Source organism: Paenibacillus amylolyticus, from assembly GCF_051136285.1.
GTDB lineage: Bacteria > Bacillota > Bacilli > Paenibacillales > Paenibacillaceae > Paenibacillus > Paenibacillus amylolyticus_F.
The window spans coordinates 345,643-364,705 of sequence record NZ_CP194938.1 but is presented as its reverse complement, the minus strand read 5'-3'; the positions used below and the strand labels follow the sequence as shown (position 1 = coordinate 364,705).

The window sequence follows — 19,063 nt, the reverse complement described above, 5'->3', positions numbered from 1 at the left end:
CAGAGGTTCATCCTGATTGGTCTCGTTTACGTTTTTCCGCCATTGTCGCTTTTTTGAGCAGATTATGGGCAAGGCAAAGCCACCCGACCTCCAGGCTTACTTTTTGCAAGCCGCGAAGCAGGAATCTTCGGAATCCCCGATTGTTTTTCATTTGTCCAAACACACTTTCAGGCTCGATCATGCGCCGAACGGAAAGACGATATCCTTCCTCGCTGCGCAGGCGTTCTCGCATCTCGTTTTTTTGCCGCAGGTAGGTCAGGCTTATGGCAATTTCCCGATCTCCTTGGGCCCTGGTGCATATCGATTTCATGGGGCACTGGCTACAATCTTCGCTCAGGTAATGACGGGTGCGAATCGGGTAGCCGCTCTCTGTCACTGTCTGACGTTCCACGCGAAAATGTAATGTTTGTCCAGCCGCACAGGTCCACGTATCTGACGTTTCGTTGTAACTCCAGTTGTCTACTTTACCCATAGCTCGCTGAAAAGTCCTTGTTTTTTCCTTATGGTATGTCCCGTACTTCACGATACCCTGAATGTTTTTTTCCTCCAGATAACTGTAATTTTCCTCACTACCATACCCCGCATCGGCAATGACGGTCTTGGGTTTCTGGCCTAGCATTTTTTCCAGATGATCCAGATGGGGCTTCAGACATTTGGTATCCGTAGGCCGCTGGTGGACGCTGTAGCCTAAAACAAACTGATTTTCTGTTCCGATCTGTACATTGTATCCAGGCTTCAATTGACCATTTCGCATGTGATCTTCTTTCATTCGCATAAACGTCGCATCCGAGTCGGTTTTGCTGTAGCTGTTTCGCTCGCCAACAGTTTGAAGCTGATGCTCATATTTTTGCAACCGGGGCAGCAAGTCCTTCCGCAACTGGCGCACCGCTTTTTTGAGGGTTTTGTCCTTGGGTTTTTCGCTGAGTTTTTCTTCTAAGTGCTTCACGGCTTGCTCCAGCTTTTCCGCCGTGAGCGCCGAGGTTTCACCAAGTTCAGGCAGGTCGGCCCCGGTATGGACGGCATCCTCTTCGTTTTCTGCCTCTTCGATGGCTTGAAACAAGGTATGTACTTTTTCTTGCAGCTTGGCCTGGTGCTTGACGACGGCTTTTTTCCACACAAAGGTATAGCGATTCGCATTCGCTTCGAGCTTGGTTCCGTCCAAAAAATAGTGATCCAAGGATACGTATTGCTCCTGAACCAACAGCTCCAGCACATGGGTAAACACGGTTTCGAGCACTGCTTTCATCCGCTCGGAACGAAAGCGATTGATGGTACGGAAATCTGGTTTTTGGCGTGCGGCGAGCCACATGAACATGATATTTTCGCGAACCGCCTTGGCGATTTGCCGGGAAGAATAGATGCGCTGGGTGTAGGCGTAGATGATGATTTTAGTGAGCATTTTGGGATGATAGCTGTGGCGGCCACCACCAGGATATGCGGCGTTGAAAATGGAGTCGCTCAGGCGGTTAACTGCGTCATTCACGACACGCACAAGATGATTTTCGGGGATATCTGTCTCCAAATCCATTGGCAAGAACAGTTGATCCATGGTATATTGAATGTACAAAAGAAGCCCTCCTTAAAGTGGTTGCTCGACACTTCCATTTTACCAAGGAAAGGCTTCTTTTTGTTGTGTAAATTTGAAAACTGGGGCTATCCCGAGTCTTTTTATGACTTATGGGACAGCCCCTATTTTTTATCATTTAACGGTATGCTGTTTACGATAAACTCATTTTACCCATTTCTCACTAGAGCAAGACGTAAATGAACGCTATCTCAGTTTGATTAGATGGAGGTATGACATATGAATGGGACCCTGCAGAAAAACAGAATATTGATCGTAGATGATGATGAAAGGGTCCGGAGGTTGCTTAAAATGTACCTGGAAAAAGAACAATTTATTATCGAAGAGGCCGCCCTTGGTGTGCAAGCTTTGAGCAAACTTCATAAAGGTTCTTATGCATTAATCATTCTCGATTGGATGCTTCCTGACATTAAGGGTATTGAAATATGCAATTATCTGCGATTGAGTACAAGCATTCCTGTGATGTTTTTGACAGGAAAGTCTGAAGAAGCGGACCGAATTGAGGCGTTTAAGGCAGGAGCAGATGACTTTGTGATGAAACCCTTCAGCCCCAGGGAAGTTGTGCTTCGGATCAAATCGATGATGGCACGTTTTACCGGGTTTTACGGGCATGTTATACCAGATCATTCCGCCAGTGAAGTAATGATTTCATCCATTTTAATTAATCCCACTTCTAGAAAAGTTCTGGTAAAAGATGAAGAAATTCATATGACACCTAAAGAATTTGATTTGTTATACCATCTGGCAACTCATCCAGAGATCGCTTTCTCCAGACAGGATTTGCTGAGAATCGTCTGGAAGGTGGAGCAAAATGAAGAACTGGACTATCGAACCGTAGATACCCATGTTAAACGATTACGTGATAAATTATCGGAATATGTAATGAATCGTGAAGATCTCATTCAAACTCTGTGGGGGTTTGGTTATATCCTTCGTTTGCCCCATTAAATTTTCTCTATTAAAAACCAGGAGGAGCATCATGTCCTATAAACAAATCAAATGGATGATTCTATTCATTCCAACCATTACAGTCGCTATCTGGGAATATGTCAGACATCAATTTTTACTACCCTATATCTCGATGGATTTGGGCAATTGGTTAACACCGGTGTTGGTTTATCTTGTTACGATTACATTGCTAACCAAGCTATTTCGTATCCTTGAAAACATTCAGAAAGAATTGGAACGTGCACGTTCTGCCAAAGCTGCACTTGAAGCACGTGAAGAGCTGGCGCGAGAACTTCATGACGGAATAGCTCAATCTCTATTTTTGCTATCTGTTAAGGCAGAAAAGCTTGAAATGGGAAGTGACGGAAATCAACAAGAACAGCACGTTCTGTCCATTCGTAAAACGATTCATGAGGTGAACCGTTATGTCAGACAAGCAATCACCAATCTTCGACTGGATCGTGACGAAAATCCTGTACACCAGACCTCACCATCATTAGTGAAGCAAGTTCATGCGATGTCTAAAGACATCCGCACACCAATCCATATTCACTGGGATTTAGAGGAGCATCACCAAGAGGATAAAGAAAAAATAGAATTGTTAGCTTGTATACGTGAGGCGCTCATTAATATGGACAAATATGCGTCAGCTACAGAAGGATCAATCACTGCAGTAGGAATGAGCCATAGCTGGAAGATTACGGTGTCGGATAATGGTAAAGGATTTGAGGGAGATCCATTTGCCAAGAAAAACAAGTTCGGTCTACGAATTATGAAGGAGCGTTGCAATGAGATGGGATGGATTATGAACATGTATCGTAAGGATGGAAAAACCATCGTTGAGATTCAAAAAGGGGGACTCGTATGACAAAGAGCACAACAAGAGTGTTGGTCGTTGATGATCACGTGCATGCAAGGGAAGCCATCCGTGAAATTTTGAGTATAGACGAACACTTTGAGATCATCGGTATGGTAAATAACGGTCAAGAGGCGATTGACTTCATGGAGAAGTGGCTTCCCGATCTCATTTTGATGGATATTCAAATGCCCATTATGGACGGACTCGAAGCAACGCGGAGAATCAAACTCGTTTTTCCCTATGTGAAAATAGTTGTGATTACGGTTTCGGACGACATGATTCATCTACTTGAGGCGCTCAAAAGGGGTGCGCAAGGATATCTGCTCAAAAATTTGGAACCCACGACATGGCTTGAATATCTGCATTCCATCATTAATGAGGAAGCCCCCATGTCCAGAGATGTTGCCTATCAGATCCTGAAGGAAGTTAATGTAACAGAAAAGAAGAAAACCGAAGTTAAGCTGACGACTCGAGAACTGGATATTTTATATGGGGTAGCTGAAGGATGGACGAACAAAGAAATTGCAGGGAAATATGACATATCAGAATACACCGTGAAGAACCACTTGAAAAATATTTTACAGAAGCTACAGTTACAAAATCGGGTTCAATTAACGCGTTATGCTCTTGAGCAAGGACTTGTTTGGAATACTAACAGACTTTAGCTGTGAGCTTCATCTGTTATTTCATTAATTGTCAGTTTCTCTTTTCACTTAGCTAAAAAATAGCTCAGTTGAGGCAAGAAGCGACCGAAGTTCCCAAAGTAGGATTTATGCACGAGGTTAGTATGGAAAAGTTAAAACCTGATTTGGTGATCGGTCAGCGCTTTGACCATGGTAAATTGAGAGAAATTTTCAAAGAAGCTAATATCCCTTTAGCAAATCTTAACACTCAATCTATTGAAGACATAAGACAAAATACGATTTTGATGGGGAAAATTACAGGTAATGAGCAAAAAGCGGAAGAGCTTGTAGATCAGATGAATTCAGAAATCAATCAAGTTATTGAGCAGATTCCAGATGAAAAGGAAATGCCGACTTACGCCATACTAACCGTTATGGGAGACACTGCATATGTCGAGCAGAGTTCAACAATAGCAGTAGATATTGCAGATCAGTTAAAACTTCGTAACGCTACAGTATCCATAGATGGAGAAGCTTTTGCCGGATATATCCCGTTTAGTATGGAAGAGATGGTGATGATTAATCCTGATTATCTCTTTATTCTTTCCCACACAACGAATGAGGAAGCTGAGTCAATGATCGAAAACAATTTCAAATCAAATCCAGCTTGGAACTCGCTTTCAGCCATTTCAAATGACCGAATGTACGTTCTTCCGAAAAATAAATTTGTAACGGCTTCTGGTGTTGATGTCTCCGAATCTTATAAATATATGGCAGACTTGATCGATTCAAGTCAAACGAATTAAATATTTATGATTGAGAATAATCAGTTAAAAACAAGATAAGCTGGAAAATCTTCATGATTGGACTTTTTGTGACCTTCGCTATACTTAGCGTCATAATTAGTTTGGCTTTTGGAGCTATTTCAGTAGATGTACGGTCCATTTTAAGTACTTCACTTGGCAACACAGATTCGGATTACTACACGATTATATGGAATATTAGACTGCCACGTACACTTGTAGCCGTATTTGTCGGCGTAAATTTAGCTCTTTCGGGCGCATTACTACAAGGGGTGATGCGTAACCCTATGGCTGATCCCCATATTATCGGTGTTTCCTCCGGTGCAGGTTTATTTGGAACAACCATGCTGTTAGTCTTTCCTGCCTACTCACATTTTTCAAGGAGCGGTTTCCTTTATGGTAGGAAGTCTGTCCGCCAAAAGCTGGGGACATGTGGAGACGATTATTCCTTACAGCATTATTGGATTAATATTGGCTTTGCTAAGCGCCCAAGCGTATGAATGTACTGTTACTCGGGGATGCGGAATCAAGATCACTAGGACTAAACACAGAGGGCTATCGTTTATGGTTTATTGTTATAAGCGCGCTCCTTGCTGCCAGTGCTATAAGCATTGTGGGTCTGCTCGGATTTGTTGGCTTAATTGTTCCTCATGCTGCAAGGATTCTTGTGGGGAATGATTATCGAATATTACTACCGGCTTCAGCGCTGCTGAGATTGACCGTTCTATGTTTATCGGACACCATTGGCCGTGTTGCTTTCGCACCAATTGAGCTGCCCGTGGGCATTATTATGGGTATGATAGGCGCTTGGAAAGAAAATTCATACTGCCGCTGGTGAAATTATATTTAAAAATAGTGATATCAATACCTGGAGCAGAAAAGCTTTTGCTAGAGAGTTAGCCTTTTTAATGCAAGTACATGAGAGCAATCCCGAGGTGACTGTTAGACAGCTCATTGAGTATGGCCGTTTCCCTCACAAAAGGAAATTTGAACGATTAAATCAAGAAGATCAGGCCATTGTTGATCAAGCCATCTCTCTTACTCATTTAGTGGATTTAGCAGAAAGAACAGTAGATCGTTTGTCTGGAGGGGAGCGCCAGCGGGCATGGATCGCAATGGCACTGGCCCAACAGCCTGCTGTTTTGTTATTAGATGAACCTACGTCCTATCTAGACATACACCACCAGCTTGAAATCATTGAACTGATTAAACGTTTAAATATCGAACAGGGCATTACAATCATTCTGGTCCTACATGACATTAATCAAGCAGCAATGATCTCCGATCAAGTCATTGTGCTTCAATCTGGCAAACGATATGACAGTGGCCCTCCTCAAAATGTGATCACACAGAAAATGCTGCGTGATGTTTTTAAAGTTGATGCCGAAGTAGATATTTCCTCTGAAAATGAATGGATCACTGTCTACAACTTTCAACTATTCAAGGAATAAATACAAAACAACCTCTGAAAAATAAGAGGTTGTTTTGTATTTACCATTCACGACTGAAAGTGAAGTTAGAGTGTATGAAGCAGCTGGTGTAAACGGCTTGAGCATTTTTTGTCACAGTTTTTAGCTGTAATAGCTCATAGGAGCTATACCGAATATGAATTTCATCAAGTACGATAGAACACGTACTGTTTTTACACATTTGAAAGCCTTATTAATGGAGGTTATACAACGTTGCAGACAAAGAGAAAACTAACAATGCTATTGGTTTTATGCGCAGTGCTCGTCATTTCGGCATGTTCCAGCACAACGAAGGAGACAGCCACGAAGCCTGCAGCAACGGAAGACAAGGAAGTCACATTTTTGTTCAACTTTGCAAGCCAGACCATAGACCCACATCAAGATTATACCCCACTCAGAGCAGGCATTACCGAAACTTTAGTGAAACTGAGTGAAGATTTAAAGATTGAGCCATGGCTAGCCGAAAAATGGGAGACGGAGGACGGACAACATTGGACATTTGAGATCCAAAAGAACGTAACCTTTCAAGATGGACGAGCGCTGGATGCAGAAGCTGTGAAACAATCTCTGGAACGAGCCATCCAGGTGAATCCAGGTGTAGAACAGGTTCTAAAGATTAAAGAAATGAATGCGTCTGGTCAGACGCTGAACATTACGACTGAGCAACCTTTCCCGCAATTTCCATCTGAACTCGTTCACCCGAATACGTCCATTCTGGATGTTAACGCACCTGATCCGGACAAAAAACCGGTTGGCACGGGGCCTTTCAAGGTCACGTCCTTCACAGCCGGAAGCTCGCTCAAGGTCGAGCGCTTCAATGAATATTGGGGAGGAGCTGCCAAGCTGAGTCGTGCCTCATTCAATTTTAACGAAGATCCGAGTGCCCGGCTGTCCGCATTAATGTCAGGGGATGCCGACATTGTGTATCGTCCGCCGGTTGAAAGTCTGGAGACGATGAAAAGTGATCCAAGCCTTCATCTCGAATCCGTGATGAGTTTGAAGACCCACGAACTTATTTTCAATGCACATCAACCCGAATTTCAAAACAAATATGTTAGAAAAGCCTTTGATGCCCTCGTGAACCGTGAAGAATTGAAGGATGTCCTCATGGCCGGACAAGCTACGCTTGCATCGGGACCATTTATGCCGAATTTCGCCTTTGTGCCTTCCTATGAAGCTAAAACGACAGGTGTTGATGCTGCACTGAAGTGGTTTGAGAAGGCGGGCTATCAAGTAGAACAGGGCAAAGTAAGTAAAGATGGTAAACCACTGAACTTAAAACTTGTCACGTATACATCTCGAGCAGAATTCCCACTGTTCGCTCAGGTGCTGCAAGCACAAGCAAAAAATATCGGTATCCAAATATCGATAGAGTTTGTGGATAAATATGAAGACTATCTCCTTTCTTTAGATGACTGGGATCTGGGCACATACAGTCCGATCATCGCACCACGTGGAGACGCGAGTTATTTCCTTAATGTTTCCTTTAAACCGGACGGTACATTGAATTTCGGCAAAATCAATGATGCGGAACTGAATCGCTGGATTGATGAACTAGACCAGATGGTAGATCCAGATGAACGAAATGCACAGATTCAAAAAATTCTTACACATATTGATCAGGAGACCTACTATTCCTATCTTGTTCATCCAAATACACTCGTTGTCTATAAAGATCGGGTGAAAAATTGGGTGACTAGCAAAAGTGAGTATTACATGCTGACTAATCAATTGGATGTAGAGTAACCATGGGAAGGCTTTTAAAACGAAGTATAGAATTCTTCCTTTTTATTTTGCTTTTATCCTTTATCAGTTTTGTATTTATGAAATTAGCTCCTGGGGATGCCGTAAGAGAGATGCTTCGCGCAGAAGATGTAGCCGTAACCTCGTCCCAGATTGAAGAGCAGAGAGAGGCATTGGGACTAAACGATCCTGTGTTGGTACAATACGGGCAGTGGCTCGGCCGACTTGTTCACTTCGATTTTGGAACGTCGTATATGACGAATCGACCTGTTATGGAGGAATTGTTAGGCAAGTTACCGGCAACATTACTGCTAACCTGTTCTTCTCTTTTGGTGCTGATCGTCATCGCCATTCCGCTCGGTACACTGTCTGCGTTATATCCTAATCGCGTCATCGACCGGTGTAGTCGTCTTCTGGCTGTTCTAGGCACCTCAGTCCCTAGCTTCTGGCTGGGGCTTCTTTTAATAGAAGGCTTCTCTGTGAGAACACATGTATTTCCCTCTATGGGGACAGGGAGTATGGCACATTTGGTGCTCCCCTCCTTAACACTGGGTTTGACGATGGCAGCCGTATACGTGCGTCTCATTCGTTCCAGTTTGCTTGAGAGTCTGGGACAGGATTTCATTAAGGGGGCACGTTCCAGAGGATTAGGCGGAGCAAGTGTGCTCGTTCGTCATGCTTTCCGGCATGCGCTCACTCCCGTTGTCACGATGTTTGGAGTAAGCATCGGAAGTTTGCTTGGTGGAACCGTTGTGATTGAGGTGTTGTTTGCTTATCCGGGTATGGGGAAATTCATAATCGACGCCATTCAGAGTCGGGATTATCCCGTTATCCAGGGTTATATGGTCTTGATGGGCCTGATCGTTACGATAATCCATATTCTCGTTGACCTGCTCAATGATGTTCTAAACCCCGAGATTCGATTAAAGGGGGAACAATGAGGATGTTTAAATCTAAACCGAACATAGTTTATCCTTTGAAAACACGACAAAACCGGGTACACATTCTAATTTTGGTACTCCTCATTTTGGTTATACTCTGTGCACATTATATCGTTCCGTATGATCCCTATGCAGTAAACTTGACTGTACGCCTGCTGCCCCCTGATATGAATTATTGGCTTGGAACTGATGACCTCGGTCGGGATGTATTCTCTCGACTGTTACTCGGAGGAAGAAATACGGTTGGAACCAGTCTGATCGTTCTCCTGGGTTCACTTGCGATCGGAGTTCCTGCCGGTTTGTTAGCTGGATATGCAGGCGGCTGGATGGATCGCGTATACAAACGAATTTCGGATGCGTTTCTTGCGTTTCCGGACTTCATTATCGCGATTGTGCTCAGTGGGCTCATGGGGCCAGGTATCTTCAATCTGATGATTGCCATCATTTCGGTCAAATGGATTACGTATTCTCGTATCGTTCGCAATAGCGTCAATGCTGAAAAACAACAGGAATACATTACGATTGCCCGCTTGAGTGGTTTACGTCCTCATCAGATTTTGAGGAAACATTTGTTGCCACATGCCTTATCACATGTCATTGTGATCGCTTCTCTGGATATGGGGAAAATCATTCTCATGATTGCCTCGCTCTCGTATATCGGGCTAGGTGTGCAGCCACCTGCACCTGAATGGGGGGCCATGCTGAACGAAGGACGGGTCTATTTTCATAGTGCACCCTATCTTATGATTGCACCTGGTCTCGCGATCATGCTTGTCGTTCTCTGTTCCAACATGCTGGGAGACCGTGTTCGTGATCAATTGGATATTAAGCGGAGCAGGGAGTGAGAAAGTCATGAGTTTACTTGAATTAAAAGGACTCTGTCTTATGGCTGGAGAGCAGATCCTGGTTCACGAAATGAACTTGTCCATTAAGGCTGGCGACTGGCTGACGGTCATCGGGGAAAGTGGCAGTGGAAAAACACTGACTGGCTTGTCTATCGGACGTTTGCTTCCACATGGGGTGCGCCATGCAGCAGGGCAAATTACGTTTAACGGTCAATCTTTATCAGAGTTACCTGAGAGACAGATCAATAAGCTGCGTGGCAAAGAGATCGCCTACGTATTTCAAGACTACACCGGCACATTTAGTCCGTTCCTTAGGATAGGCAAACAACTGGATGAGACGATAAGGGTTCATTATCCATGGGGACGAAAGGAACGGAAGGAACGAATCCTGAACGTATTGGAGCAGGTTTCCTTGCCTGCCAAGCGCGTTGTGGAGAGCTATCCATTTCAGTTAAGTGGTGGACAATTACAGCGGGTATCTATCGCGACTGCAATGCTGCTTGAGCCAAAACTACTGATTGCCGACGAGCCTACGTCTGCGCTGGACTGGGTTACGGGGACAGAGATACTTGATCTGCTCATCCAACTTCAAGAGAAATCCGGCTGCTCCATATTGTTCATCACACATGACCTCAAGCTTGCCAGACGCTGCGCGGATCAGATTGTCATTATGCGGGAAGGGCGAATCCTGGAAGAGGGGAAAGCTGAGGTCGTACTGACACAAGCTACACATCCATATACCCAAAGACTTTTGGCAGCCGAGTCCATGCTGAATTATACCGAACCTGGAGTAGTTCCTGAACGAGGTGAAATGGGATGAGTGAAGACGCACTGCTCACCGTTGATAACTTGGTCAAGACCTATTCAGGACATACAAGGGCAATCGACGGAGTTTCCTTCAGCCTTCATGCAGGAGAGTGTGTAGGACTGATCGGAGAAAGCGGGAGTGGTAAGAGTACACTGGCCCGTTGCTTGTTATGGATGGAAAAAATAGATTCCGGGCGAATATGGTTTCAGGGAAGAGAGATTATACAGTCCCGGACTGCTTTTGCCTATCGAGCCCTTGAGGGACGAGTTCAGGCCGTATTTCAGAATCCAGCATCCAGTCTTAATCCTCGGCTTCGAGTAATTGATTCTTTAATGGAGCCGCTGGATAACCTCAACAATCGAATACCGAATATTGTGGCAGAATGCCGTCATAACAGACAGAAATGTGCTGCACGGCTGCTGGAAATGGTGGAGCTGCCCATTCACCTTTTGCAACAATACCCGCATCAACTTAGCGGTGGTCAGAAGCAGCGCGTAGCCATCGCCAGAGCGATAAGCAGTGAACCATCCTTGATTATCATGGATGAACCAACATCCAGTCTGGATATGATTACTCAAGCTCAAATCATGGATATGCTGATAAGATTACAACAACGGATTGGATTTGCCTGTTTATTCATTTCACATGACCTGGGCACAATTCAACGTATATCCGATCACATTATGGTGATACAGCAGGGCCAAATCATCGACCATTTTGCCAAAGAATCCTTGTTCTCATCGGAGAGGCATTCTTATACGCAACAGTTAGTTCACAAATTCGCAGAACAAAGAGTTTAAAGTATAGAAATCCGGCTAACGCGATAGCCGGATTTTATTTATGACCATATTAGGTAGAAAATATCGCCTAGCTACTTTAAGTTCATATATTATTTTCATTTGTGACTAAAACCGCTTGAAGGTAGCCCTTAAGAGTCATCCAGTGTTTGTTCTTATTCAAGTATGATAGTTCTAGTTGATTGAAATGAGCATACAACCCTCTAACACTGTATCAACATGAACGGCTAGAAGCAATTTCGTTCAAAAAAAAGGAGACCGCAATGATGGACAAGCTTTCTACCCCAAAATCAAAACAGCCTTCAACTAATACAGATGATCATCCTGCACTGTGGCAAACAACCCTTCACATTAAAGGGATGACTTGTGCAGCCTGTTCAGCTCGTATTGAAAAGGGATTATCTCGTATGGAGGGCGTACAACAGGCTAACGTCAATCTCGCAATGGAGAAGGCAACGATATCCTATGATCCTGCCAATATCGGTATACATGATTTTCGGAACAAAGTAGAAGCGCTGGGCTTTGAGACTGTCACCGAATCCGTTGACTTGAACATTACAGGCATGACGTGCGCTGCATGTTCAGCACGAATTGAGAAAGGTCTCTCCAAGCTGCCTGGTGTGTCTCGTGCCAATGTGAATCTGGCCCTGGAAACGGGTCATGTCGAATACGTTTCTGGAACATTGAAGGGCTCGGATCTCATCTACAAGATCAGACAATTGGGTTTCACTGCCCAGTTAAAAGAAACGGAAGAAGAGACCATCTCTCTGCGAGAACAGGAATTACAGCGAAAAAAATGGAACTGGATTCTGTCGGCTATTCTTTCTCTCCCATTATTATGGGCGATGGTAGGTCATTTTTCATTCACTTCCTGGATCTGGGTACCTGATGTATTTATGAATCCATTGTTTCAATGGGTACTCGCTACTCCTGTGCAATTCTTCCTGGGTCGCCAGTTTTACATCGGTGCGTATAAGGCATTGAAAAACCGAAGCGCCAACATGGATGTACTGGTTGCTCTGGGAACAAGTATGGCTTATTTCTACAGTCTCTACTTGACTTCATTAACCAGCACGGGTGGATTATCCGGTCACAATCATGGAGGTAGTGCAGTTGTAACGGATACTGCGAATGCTGCGGCACAAGCTCCGGTTGATTTTTATTTTGAAACCAGTGCAGTCCTGATCACTCTTATTCTGCTTGGCAAATGGTTGGAGGCTTTAGCCAAGGGACGCTCCACCCAGTCAATCAAAAGCCTAATGAAGATGGCTCCGCGTAGTGCAAGAGTGATTAGGGATGGTCAGGAAATTAGTCTGGTGCCTGAATATGTCTTGATGAACGATCTTGTTATCGTGAAGCCTGGCGAAAAGATACCCGTAGACGGTGTAGTGGAAGAAGGATTCTCATCCGTTGATGAATCCATGTTGAGTGGTGAAAGCCTTCCCGTGGACAAGAAACCGGGTGACTCTGTCACAGGAGCTACATTGAACAAAAACGGTATACTCCGTTTGAGAGCAACACGTGTGGGCGCAGACAGCGCACTATCGCAAATTATTAAGATTGTGGAACAGGCGCAAGGCTCCAAGGCCCCCATACAGCGTATTGCGGATACAATTTCAGGTATTTTTGTCCCCATTGTAGTCAGCCTTATTAGTACGTTAGCTTATATCATTAAGGCCAAATTAGTGGATGGACAATGGAAGATTGATGATTTGGGTGGACGTTCAAGGGCGTGGAACCCATGAGGATATTGCGAAAGAAATCCATGTCGCTCGCGCCATCGACTACCGGGGGATCGAACGGGGAATGGACTGTGAGTTCTCCAATACCCGTACCGGGCTGGAAGAACTGCTTCAGTGGATGAAGGAGCTTCAGCAGGAACACGCCAAGAGTGACGTACTCTTTGGCACCCGTGCTTGCCGCATGCGGGTGGTCACTTGATCGGTCAGTTCCAGAATAATGTTACATTAATTAAATCCAAACCCCCGAGTTAGCTGTCTATATAACAGGAGGTGAACGACAATGATCGATGCACAGCAACAAATCAACGCCGCACAAAACGGAGATCACGATGCCTTCGTTTCTCTTATAAAGGATCGAACGGATAAGCTGCATCGAGTGGCTCGCCATTATGTACGGGAGTCCAAAGATGCGGAGGATATCGTTCAGGATGCCCTGGTTAAGGCTTATGAGTCACTGCAAACGCTGCAGCAAGCCGAAGCGTTTGAGAGCTGGCTTACCAGAATTGTGGTGAACCGGGCGCTCAATCATTTGGAGAAATCCAAGCGTGTTCACCTGAGCGAAGACCCGCAGGCGCAAGAGCCATTGGTCGTTAATGATATCGATCAAACCCTGGATCTGGAGCGTGCATTGGCCAGTCTGAATCCGAAGCTGCGTCAGCTCCTGTTCTTAAAATATAAGAAGGACCTGACCCAGCAGCAAATCGCCCATCTCCTGGATATGCCATTAGGTACTGTAAAAACACAATTACGGAAGGGGCTGGAACATTTGCGCAACGAAATGGCTCAAGATTTTCTCGAACGAGATCTGGATACATTACGCATGCAGTTAAGACAACAGGCAGAGCACCAGTTTGCCGTTTCACCGGATTATGATCTGATCGTCAATGACTATCAAGAGAACACCATGAGGGGAACTGGGAAGGGAGAAGCGGGATTCTTATGGGTTAAAACGGGGAGTGATGACGCCGTTTCTGCCACGCTCTCCAGGGACGGCAACTTGCTAGACTATGCCATTTCCTGGGCCTCATTGGACAACGAGACACGGATATCTGAGGAGGAGCTCAAACAGCAGGCAGAGCAATTCCTGGAAGATCATTATCCCGGCGCACTGCGTGATTTTCCGTATTGTGAGATGGAGTGGATGGAAGGGATGTTTGGGTACACACGACAGCAGAAGGCGATGGGGCTGCCGCTTCCTGAGACGGGATGCCTGATTATGGTTCACCCCAGCGGTCGCGTGGTCGGATTTAGGTACTACGGAACCGTTCCAGGGCCAACACTCCCAACCATGATCACGCCAGAAGAGGAACAGATGGCGTGTATGAAGGCGAATTTTTTGCTACATGTGGAATATTGCGTATTGGACAAAGCCGTGTACACGGATGGTGACGATCAGGTCCATCTTGTTTACGCCCCCCGAAGTAGAGGACTAATCTATACTGCATCATCACAGGAGGAAGTTCCGACAGCCTATAGGGCAGAAGCTGTCCCCTCTGACCCAAGAACTCTGGACGAGTGGCCAGGTGAGTTCCCGCCCGCACGAAGCCTAGAAGAGTGGATTGGCGTAGACAACGACCAATTTCAGTTAGTACAAGACGACAATATTGGCTCGAACACCAAGTTGATGGTGTGGAAGCAACAAAATGAAGAGCGTCCAGCCAAGAATGACCGGTCTTGGAAGGCCTATTGGGCTGATCAGATGGAGGGAGCGGTCAAGGCGCGAGTAGGCAGCCAAACCGGACAATTGATTGACTTTGTTTCGCATGGTAAGCCAGATCAACTAGCTCCATTAACCTGGGATCGAGACGCATGTATAGAAGTAGCTATGGACTATGTCCGAGGACTAGCAGCCGAAATGTTGCCGTATCTCAAGCTTCTAACTGAAGAAACCGACGACGAAGATCGTTTGGAAATCATTCGCTTTGGTGTATATATTCAAGACATATCTGTCAGGGATGAATGCTATCAACTAGCTGTTGACCGCTCTAATGGGAGGGTCAAAAGTTTGATGTCCCCCTCCATAAGGCCAGAACAGTTAAAGAAGCTGGAGACCGTGCCTTCATTTGATTACCAGACAGCCATCCTCCGATGGACGGCACAGGCCAAGCTGCGTCTGCAATGGGAACGGATGCACAATGCCAGGGTGGAAGAGTCCCCGTACGAACTAGTGTATCGAATGATTGGTAGCGGGCACGAGCGGACGCCCGAAGTGCTTGATGCGCATACGGGGAAGTTATACGAAAATACTTTTTACTGACAAACAAAAACATCTATATAGACCGCAATTAAGGGCTGGAAGGCATTCAAAAGCCTGCGGACGTAGAACAGCATTGGAAGGAGGTTGGTGTCCATTCCAGAATGCCCATCGATGGTTCCTTATGAAAGGACGATCCCATCCTTTCTTCCTATCCACCATCCCGTGTATACGAGGTCATCGAGCGAGATCATGCAGGAAGAGCGATGGAGTTTTTGAGAAAGCCAGAGAAGCCGTCTTTGCGTTCAACCTAATATTGCGCGGGGACAGCATGCTGCGAAAGTATTTGTTTCTGGCGGTACTCCAGCTTGCGCGTCACCAACCGGACTTCAAGCGCTGGCATAAGCAGAATGTGAAAAAGGGGGATGGGCAAGATGCAATCTATGTTAAACTTATTGGAAAGCTAGCTCGTATTCTCATTGGTATGGTTCAGCATGGAGAAACGTATCGCAGCCTAACCAGAGCACGCAGCAATAACAAAATAACAAAAACCGCACACACTAAGGAAAGAACGACTCACTCACGAATGTTGACCCATTCGCAGGATAAACAGAACGCATAGAGGAACCGAGTATAGCAAGCGTTTATTGCAGTACCTGTAGGATGCAAAGGTAAAAATAGACGTTTAACACAACGTTCTATAGAAGAACTTGTTGAGAAATATGCAACAGCCTTTGGAAAGCCGGCTTTGACGGTTCATTCTTCTTTAAGGCATTCATTTTCCATTACTTAGACAAAGGGCATAAATTCATGAATCTGGTTATACGACGGATGGGTGGGAGTTAAGTGTCGAGGGACAAGAACATGTTCCCATTTCCGATTAGATGTATATCTACGTTTGAGAAGTAAGTCTCTTTTGAGCTGCTAACACGATAAAGGATGGATTATGATCAAGAGACCAGCTTCAACACTAGGGGGGACGGTAAATGCTTAATGTGACTTTGGTTCAAGGGAGGAGGAAAATATGAACTATCTTACTTTGTGCTGATATCTGGGACAAAAACCTGTACCTATTACCATATTTGACAGGAACATGTTCCTATTCACAAATAGGTGTATATTTAATCATTTTTTGCCCCTTAATTCATTAAGCTAACGGGCAGGATAGTGATATAGAAGTGCAGAAATTGCATATTGCCAAATGAGTCAAGTTATGGGGAGACGAGACCTTCGAGAAATCGGAGTAAGAAAACCAGCGGATCTTCTTAATCCTAATAGTTCGAAAATAAAAGAAAAATTGCTACAATAATCAATGATCCGCCCATCACCAAATTAAAAACCTTAATGCCGTTCTTCACTTTCATAAGAAATTGTAATTTCGATCCTAAAAGGGCCCAGGAGGCAAGTGAAAGATAACAAATGAGAAAATAAATAACCACAAACACAAGAAGCATCGAATAGGAAGTATTCGAACCAAAGGCAGAAACACCGGAAAGACATGCAATCCAAGCTTTGGGATTAAGCCACTGCATAAGAAAACCGTGACGAAAACGTGGCAGTTGTTCCTCTTTTAACTCGATTTCTGTATGTGAAACCATAATTTTGTAGCCAATATAACTCATGTATCCTGTCCCTATATATCTTAGCAATTCATAGAATATAGGGACTTGCGCCACGAGATTGGATACCCCTAAACCAACAGCAGTTAACAAGAATGTAAACCCGACTGTTGAACCGGATACGAAAGGTAATGAGTGCTTAAAACCATAATTGACTCCAGAAGAAAGAATTGTTATGTTCACAGGGCCTGGAGAGATCGACATGGATAATGAAAAAAAGCACATTGCAATGAATAGAGACATGATTGCATACTCCTTATATAGTTTATCTGGGATTACTATAGCTCATCATGTTTAAAACCGTCTAATTTCAAGTTCTGATCGGACCCATCGGGAAAACGGAATGATTCATGCAAATACATCTGAGGAGGTCTAGGATAGTTGGAGCTGTATCAATTGAAAACCTTTATAGAAATTGCCCGAACTGGCAATTTGACCGAAGCGGCAGCGCATCTTAACACAAGTCAGCCGGCTGCAAGTGCACACATCAAAGCCTTGGAGAAAGAAGTTGGTTTTCCTCTCTTTTATCGAACTTCCAAAGGAATGACTATTACAGAAAAAGGTTCGAAGATATTGTTGGAAGCACAGAAAATACTCACCTCCCTAGATGATTTCTATCTTAAAGCGAGTGATTTGAAGGCAGAATCAGACACCATTCGGATCGGGTTAAATACAAACGGGCAGCTTCTTCGAATAGAGAAATTGATCAGGTTTATTTCGGAATGCCTGCCGCAGGTAGAATTGCATTTTATCGATATTAAAAGTGAAGATTTCACCCAGGATTTGACCAGCGAGAAAATAAGCGTTGGTTTTTATTATGGGAATGTTGCACATCCGTCCGTATACTCCATCAAACTCCATTCCTTCAAGATGGTTGTGGTCTATCCCAACAGTTGGGATGTACCACCGAAGAAGAGGTTGTCCCTGGAGTATTTTGCAGAAAAGCCGTGGATTTGGACAACACAAGGTTGCCCCTTCTATAAACAATCCATCGATTACTTCCTGAAACAGGATATGGTTCCGCAAAAAATCATGTATGTCGATGACGAATCTCTGATAGGGAAATTGGTTCAAGGAGAAATTGGTTGTTCATTGCTGGCGGAGCCAATAGCTATGCGGTTTGCTAATGAAAACATGTTGCAGATCTGGGAGGGTATCGATCTCAATATTGATCTACATTTTGGTTATCTAAAGGATAAAAAGAGCGATACTGTGTTCCTTGAAATAGGCTCAATAGTGGATAGGATATGGAACGCGGATGGTATCTCGATAGTAAACAGTAGCTAGTAAGATTATGATGAGAATCGATAGTTCCAATCTTATAATCTCAACTAACGGGAAACTATAGTTCAATAATATGAACGGGCAGGATAGTTGAACAAACCTTAGAGGAGAAAAAAAAATGTCGAGGGACAAGAACATTGTCCCATTGAAAGTCGCTATTTTAGCGGCTTTTTTTGTTTTATCGGTACAAGTTCGTGTCCTTGGCTTGGGACAAGAACTTGTACCGATTGCCGGAATGGACAAGAACATAGTCCGATTACCGATTAGATGATCATCTAAATGAAAAAAGCTTTATAAGTAGCGTAAAACAGGGCAGTTTTCACATTCTTATGGAAAACAAAGACTCGATAAGAGAAATACGGTCAGCTAGGGATTTCAGGGAACGTAATCTATAATTCTTTAATTATTTTGTATTTTCATTTTAAACGTAAGCCTTCCAAATCTTAGAATTGCAAATCAGCAATGGAATATAAGACAGCTCTGCCAGCCATTTTCACACGATCATTTCGAGTTTGCAGTATAAAATTTCACCACGTTTAGAAAGCTGTCTTACCGTTAACCTTTTTGCCCAGTAGGGAATGAAGTTACAGTGCGCGGAACCCCATACTGGATCTTCATTTACGTTTAACTTTGGAAAAAAGCTTCTAGATACAAAATCGAATTTGTCGCTTTTCGCTGTAATGGAGACACCAAGACCGTCTGGTAACTCTTAAGAAAAAACCGACTGAGTGTGCAAACATTTTGAGGAGAAATGCACCCTTTAGGGTGGACATTGAAAAAAAACCAGGTTCAACCTATGAAAT

Annotated in this window: 19 protein-coding genes and 3 pseudogenes; 19 read left to right on the top strand and 3 right to left on the bottom strand. The window is 44.2% G+C overall.

Features of this window, described 5'->3' with window-relative positions; translation table 11 throughout:
- Window positions 1-7: 7 nt before the first annotated feature.
- Window positions 8-1,567 carry an IS1182 family transposase gene (locus tag ACR8BL_RS01650; protein WP_434750997.1) on the bottom strand — a complete coding sequence of 520 codons (1,560 nt, stop codon included), beginning with the start codon at window positions 1,565-1,567 and terminating at the stop codon, window positions 8-10.
- A 267-nt stretch (window positions 1,568-1,834) separates the two neighbouring features.
- Between ACR8BL_RS01650 and ACR8BL_RS01645 the strand changes: the two genes are divergently transcribed.
- The 17 genes and pseudogenes from ACR8BL_RS01645 to ACR8BL_RS01565 form a co-directional block, all read left to right on the top strand.
- On the top strand, window positions 1,835-2,533 hold the full coding sequence (locus ACR8BL_RS01645; RefSeq protein ID WP_434756529.1) for a response regulator transcription factor: 699 nt from the start codon (window positions 1,835-1,837) through the stop codon (window positions 2,531-2,533).
- A 31-nt stretch (window positions 2,534-2,564) separates the two neighbouring features.
- The gene (locus ACR8BL_RS01640; RefSeq protein WP_434750995.1) at window positions 2,565-3,401 is read left to right on the top strand and encodes a sensor histidine kinase; all 837 of its coding nucleotides are present in this window, start codon (window positions 2,565-2,567) and stop codon (window positions 3,399-3,401) included.
- Window positions 3,398-4,057 (top strand): response regulator, encoded by a 660-nt coding sequence (locus ACR8BL_RS01635; RefSeq protein WP_434750994.1) that lies wholly within the window; start codon window positions 3,398-3,400, stop codon window positions 4,055-4,057. Before ACR8BL_RS01640 ends, ACR8BL_RS01635 begins: the two co-directional genes overlap by 4 nt.
- Before the next feature lie 68 nt (window positions 4,058-4,125).
- Window positions 4,126-4,821, top strand: a complete 696-nt coding sequence (locus ACR8BL_RS01630) for an ABC transporter substrate-binding protein (RefSeq protein ID WP_434758313.1) — start codon at window positions 4,126-4,128, stop codon at window positions 4,819-4,821.
- 53 nt (window positions 4,822-4,874) lie between these two features.
- The gene (locus ACR8BL_RS01625) at window positions 4,875-5,318 is read left to right on the top strand and encodes an iron chelate uptake ABC transporter family permease subunit (RefSeq protein WP_434750992.1); all 444 of its coding nucleotides are present in this window, start codon (window positions 4,875-4,877) and stop codon (window positions 5,316-5,318) included.
- Window positions 5,315-5,656: a FecCD family ABC transporter permease gene (locus tag ACR8BL_RS01620; protein WP_434750991.1), complete on the top strand. Its 342-nt coding sequence runs from the start codon at window positions 5,315-5,317 to the stop codon at window positions 5,654-5,656. The genes ACR8BL_RS01625 and ACR8BL_RS01620 overlap by 4 nt, the downstream gene beginning before the upstream one ends.
- Window positions 5,637-6,269 (top strand): ABC transporter ATP-binding protein, encoded by a 633-nt coding sequence (locus ACR8BL_RS01615; RefSeq protein ID WP_434752975.1) that lies wholly within the window; start codon window positions 5,637-5,639, stop codon window positions 6,267-6,269. The genes ACR8BL_RS01620 and ACR8BL_RS01615 overlap by 20 nt, the downstream gene beginning before the upstream one ends.
- 255 nt (window positions 6,270-6,524) lie before the next feature.
- The gene (gene nikA, locus ACR8BL_RS01610) at window positions 6,525-8,033 is read left to right on the top strand and encodes a nickel ABC transporter substrate-binding protein (RefSeq protein ID WP_434750990.1); all 1,509 of its coding nucleotides are present in this window, start codon (window positions 6,525-6,527) and stop codon (window positions 8,031-8,033) included.
- 2 nt (window positions 8,034-8,035) lie between these two features.
- Complete coding sequence (gene nikB, locus ACR8BL_RS01605) at window positions 8,036-8,971, top strand: nickel ABC transporter permease (protein ID WP_434750989.1); 936 nt, start codon at window positions 8,036-8,038, stop codon at window positions 8,969-8,971.
- Between the two features lie 2 nt (window positions 8,972-8,973).
- Window positions 8,974-9,816 (top strand): nickel transporter permease, encoded by an 843-nt coding sequence (gene nikC, locus ACR8BL_RS01600; RefSeq protein WP_434750988.1) that lies wholly within the window; start codon window positions 8,974-8,976, stop codon window positions 9,814-9,816.
- Window positions 9,782-10,636: an ABC transporter ATP-binding protein gene (locus ACR8BL_RS01595; protein WP_434750987.1), complete on the top strand. Its 855-nt coding sequence runs from the start codon at window positions 9,782-9,784 to the stop codon at window positions 10,634-10,636. The genes nikC and ACR8BL_RS01595 overlap by 35 nt, the downstream gene beginning before the upstream one ends.
- On the top strand, window positions 10,633-11,424 hold the full coding sequence (locus tag ACR8BL_RS01590; RefSeq protein WP_434750986.1) for an ABC transporter ATP-binding protein: 792 nt from the start codon (window positions 10,633-10,635) through the stop codon (window positions 11,422-11,424). The genes ACR8BL_RS01595 and ACR8BL_RS01590 overlap by 4 nt, the downstream gene beginning before the upstream one ends.
- A 263-nt stretch (window positions 11,425-11,687) precedes the next feature.
- A pseudogene (locus ACR8BL_RS01585) lies at window positions 11,688-13,094 on the top strand (heavy metal translocating P-type ATPase); the annotation flags it as partial.
- A gap of 34 nt (window positions 13,095-13,128) precedes the next feature.
- Window positions 13,129-13,362, top strand: coding sequence for a hypothetical protein (locus tag ACR8BL_RS01580; RefSeq protein ID WP_434750985.1), 234 nt, complete (start codon window positions 13,129-13,131; stop codon window positions 13,360-13,362).
- Between the two features lie 81 nt (window positions 13,363-13,443).
- Window positions 13,444-15,420 (top strand): sigma-70 family RNA polymerase sigma factor, encoded by a 1,977-nt coding sequence (locus ACR8BL_RS01575; protein ID WP_434750984.1) that lies wholly within the window; start codon window positions 13,444-13,446, stop codon window positions 15,418-15,420.
- A gap of 268 nt (window positions 15,421-15,688) precedes the next feature.
- Window positions 15,689-15,979, top strand: coding sequence for a hypothetical protein (locus tag ACR8BL_RS01570; protein ID WP_434750983.1), 291 nt, complete (start codon window positions 15,689-15,691; stop codon window positions 15,977-15,979).
- A gap of 21 nt (window positions 15,980-16,000) precedes the next feature.
- Window positions 16,001-16,141, top strand: a pseudogene (locus ACR8BL_RS01565) (tyrosine recombinase XerS); the annotation flags it as partial.
- A gap of 487 nt (window positions 16,142-16,628) precedes the next feature.
- Here ACR8BL_RS01565 and ACR8BL_RS01560 read toward each other — a convergent pair.
- Window positions 16,629-17,219, bottom strand: a complete 591-nt coding sequence (locus ACR8BL_RS01560) for a LysE family translocator (protein WP_434750982.1) — start codon at window positions 17,217-17,219, stop codon at window positions 16,629-16,631.
- Window positions 17,220-17,357: 138 nt separating this feature from the next.
- On the opposite strand from ACR8BL_RS01560, the gene ACR8BL_RS01555 reads away from it, so the two are divergent.
- Together ACR8BL_RS01555 and ACR8BL_RS01550 are read left to right on the top strand one after the other, a co-directional pair.
- On the top strand, window positions 17,358-18,263 hold the full coding sequence (locus ACR8BL_RS01555; RefSeq protein WP_434750981.1) for a LysR family transcriptional regulator: 906 nt from the start codon (window positions 17,358-17,360) through the stop codon (window positions 18,261-18,263).
- A gap of 115 nt (window positions 18,264-18,378) precedes the next feature.
- Window positions 18,379-18,531, top strand: a complete 153-nt coding sequence (locus ACR8BL_RS01550; protein WP_434750980.1) for a hypothetical protein — start codon at window positions 18,379-18,381, stop codon at window positions 18,529-18,531.
- 172 nt (window positions 18,532-18,703) lie between these two features.
- On the opposite strand, the pseudogene ACR8BL_RS01545 reads toward ACR8BL_RS01550, so the two are convergent.
- Window positions 18,704-18,969, bottom strand: a pseudogene (locus ACR8BL_RS01545) (PhzF family phenazine biosynthesis protein); the annotation flags it as partial.
- Between the last annotated feature and the right edge of the window lie 94 nt (window positions 18,970-19,063).

Coding starts and splice junctions, on each gene's coding strand:
- ACR8BL_RS01640 (WP_434750995.1), top strand. CDS start 2,565: ATGTCCTATAAACAAATCAAATGGATGATTCTATTCATTCCAACCATT.
- ACR8BL_RS01635 (WP_434750994.1), top strand. CDS start 3,398: ATGACAAAGAGCACAACAAGAGTGTTGGTCGTTGATGATCACGTGCAT.
- ACR8BL_RS01625 (WP_434750992.1), top strand. CDS start 4,875: ATGATTGGACTTTTTGTGACCTTCGCTATACTTAGCGTCATAATTAGT.
- ACR8BL_RS01620 (WP_434750991.1), top strand. CDS start 5,315: ATGAATGTACTGTTACTCGGGGATGCGGAATCAAGATCACTAGGACTA.
- nikA (WP_434750990.1), top strand. CDS start 6,525: ATGCTATTGGTTTTATGCGCAGTGCTCGTCATTTCGGCATGTTCCAGC.
- nikB (WP_434750989.1), top strand. CDS start 8,036: ATGGGAAGGCTTTTAAAACGAAGTATAGAATTCTTCCTTTTTATTTTG.
- nikC (WP_434750988.1), top strand. CDS start 8,974: ATGTTTAAATCTAAACCGAACATAGTTTATCCTTTGAAAACACGACAA.
- ACR8BL_RS01590 (WP_434750986.1), top strand. CDS start 10,633: ATGAGTGAAGACGCACTGCTCACCGTTGATAACTTGGTCAAGACCTAT.
- ACR8BL_RS01580 (WP_434750985.1), top strand. CDS start 13,129: ATGATTTGGGTGGACGTTCAAGGGCGTGGAACCCATGAGGATATTGCG.
- ACR8BL_RS01575 (WP_434750984.1), top strand. CDS start 13,444: ATGATCGATGCACAGCAACAAATCAACGCCGCACAAAACGGAGATCAC.
- ACR8BL_RS01570 (WP_434750983.1), top strand. CDS start 15,689: ATGCTGCGAAAGTATTTGTTTCTGGCGGTACTCCAGCTTGCGCGTCAC.
- ACR8BL_RS01560 (WP_434750982.1), bottom strand. CDS start 17,219: ATGTCTCTATTCATTGCAATGTGCTTTTTTTCATTATCCATGTCGATC.
- ACR8BL_RS01550 (WP_434750980.1), top strand. CDS start 18,379: ATGTCGAGGGACAAGAACATTGTCCCATTGAAAGTCGCTATTTTAGCG.